The sequence below is a fragment of the Chromobacterium sp. ASV23 genome, from assembly GCF_016428945.1.
In the GTDB taxonomy this organism is placed as follows: domain Bacteria; phylum Pseudomonadota; class Gammaproteobacteria; order Burkholderiales; family Chromobacteriaceae; genus Chromobacterium; species Chromobacterium sinusclupearum.
Genome location: NZ_JAELTR010000126.1, coordinates 1 through 2,237, shown reverse-complemented (window position 1 = coordinate 2,237; position 2,237 = coordinate 1). Strand labels below are relative to the sequence as shown.

Below are 2,237 nucleotides of genomic sequence, written 5' to 3'. Positions count from 1 at the left end.
CCCCCCCCCCCCCCCCCCCCCCCCCCCCCCCCCCCCCCTTTTTCAAGCAGAAGACGGCATACGCGATAATTGGCGGAGTCTCGTGGGCTCGGAGATGTGTATAAGAGACAGCGCGAGACCGCTCGTTTGTCCCAGCTTGGGTATTACGGCAGCGTGGGTTGGTTTAATCCCTCTGAATCTGACTTAGGCGTTCAATCAATGGGGTTTGCTGTCTGGGGGGCTAAGGCAAAAAATCATAGTCAGTTTAGTGCCGTTAGTTATGTTGATGAAACTAGTGATGCATGGATATTGACAAGGGATAGCCGTTTGATTTCGGCTGGTTCGCTTGTTGGTGGTGCGCTGGAGGTTCAGTATGCGGCCTCTGAAAATGTAGTGCTGAAAGGCGCATTTGGTATGGAAAAGATGCGTTTCCCTTTCAGTGATGGTAGCGAAGAGGTTTCTCATAAGCCCTACGTTGATTTGAAATTGTCTTTTGCTGTTGATGAAAAGAATGAATTTAGTATCGGTGGCAAGACAGGCGTTGCGGAAAAGCGTGTAGATGTTGAGTGGAAGCGGCCGACCTTTTCTCTGGTGGCTTTCAATGCAAATGGGGTTGAGAAGACTTCGGGACGCTGGGGTGTGGGTGTCAACTTTGATGTGCTGGCAATGCTGGGGCATAAAACCCATAAGAGTGGTGTGTCGCTGGCCTCTTCCTTACGAGCTCGTCCGGGGCGCAATAGCAGTGAGTTGCTGCGCACGGCAATGGATCGTCCGGTGCAACTGCCTTCTACCTTCTTGGCGAAGGTTGATCCCACAGGGCTTCAGCAGGTGGTGGTTGAGAAGTCTAGCCTGCCGCCAGGTAGTGAAATTGATGCTAACGGCAATCTGCGCATCCCTGTTGGCGAGGGGCAGGGGCATATCATGGATAGCCAGAGAAATGCGGCAATTTTCAGTGATAGCGTCTACAAAATGGAAGGAAATGTTCTGGTTGTGAATGTTTCCTCTCTTCCGAAGCCGCAGGGGCTGGATCAGTATTCCGTACGCGTGAGTGATGCAAACCGCGCAGTTTGGCTCGTTACCTTTGACACTGCTAGTAAGTAATCGATACAGGGCATTAAGAAAATGAACAAAATATATCAATTGAAGTGGTCGGATGTAACGTCTGGTTGGGTGGTTACTTCCGAGCTCAGCTCTCGAGTTCCTTCTCGGTGTCGGGTTGCGCGTGGCGGTTCGCGGGCGCGTACGCTATTGGTTCGTATGGCGGTTATGAGCTCGCTGGTGGTGCAAGCATTTATGCCTTCGCAAGCACATGCTGACCATGTGGTGCGTAACGTGAAGGTGCAAAAAGAAGGTGTCAGCGTTGCGCAGCTGGAGTGGGTGAAGATTCCGCTCGAGGTGGGGCAAACGCTGAGCGCCGTCTATCAGTTTACCGATCAGACGCACTTGAACAACTTCATTGACCAATCTCGTTATCTCTATGGCTATAGCGGTACGGCCGGTCAAGTTGCGAGCGAAGGTTTGATGGTGGAAAAGAGCGGTCAAGTGCCAGGCCGACTGCTGACTGAGGCTGATGTTGGTAAAACGCTTGAGTTGTCGGTGCAAGCTCGAAGCCCTGAAATGGTGGGTAATACGCTAACCATTGATACTCGTACATTATCTGAAAACGGCGTTACCGGCGGTGCTCCACCGGAAGTCATGAACTTGAAGATGAAGGGCCATTTGGAACTGGGCCAAGAGTTGAGCGCTACTTACCAGTTCAATGCCAATGGTGGCAATGCGACTGACCAATCCACCTTCGCTTGGGGCGAGAAGGGTCAAACTACGCCGGAGCTGGGTGCGACAGTGTCTACGTCTGGTCAAGTACCTGCGCACAAGATTGATGCAGCCGATGCTGGCAAGGTGCTGGAAGTCGGCGTGCAAGCCAAGAACGGTGCGGGTAGAACGGGTAATACGTTGAAGCTTGCTACCGATATGTCGGTGGGGGATGGCAACGAAACCGAGGGCGGCGACAACGGCAAGCCGATCGATACGAATGCCAAGCCGGTGGTGAAGGCGTTGAAGGTCAAGGGTCCGCTCGAAGTGGGCAAGGATCTGACCGGCGCTTACCAGTTTGACGCCAACGGCGGCAACAGTACCGACAAGTCCACCTTTGCCTGGGGCGAGAAGGGCAAGACCGATGCGGCCAAGGGTGAAGTGATTGCCCAGTCGGGCGTCGTGCCGGCGCACACCATCGTGGCGGCGGATGCCGGCAAGGTGCT

2 protein-coding genes and 1 pseudogene are annotated in these 2,237 nt (G+C 53.8%); all 3 read left to right on the top strand.

Features of this window, described 5'->3' with window-relative positions; genetic code table 11:
- Positions 1-96 precede the first annotated feature (96 nt).
- Entirely contained in the window at positions 97-1,080 is a 984-nt protein-coding gene (locus tag JHD59_RS21840) for a hypothetical protein (protein ID WP_233164461.1), read from the top strand.
- 21 nt (positions 1,081-1,101) lie between these two features.
- Positions 1,102-1,224, top strand: a pseudogene (locus tag JHD59_RS23380) (ESPR-type extended signal peptide-containing protein); the annotation flags it as partial.
- A 21-nt stretch (positions 1,225-1,245) separates the two neighbouring features.
- Positions 1,246-2,237 (top strand): hypothetical protein (locus tag JHD59_RS21835; RefSeq protein ID WP_233164460.1); only part of this gene is annotated, 992 nt, incomplete at its 3' end.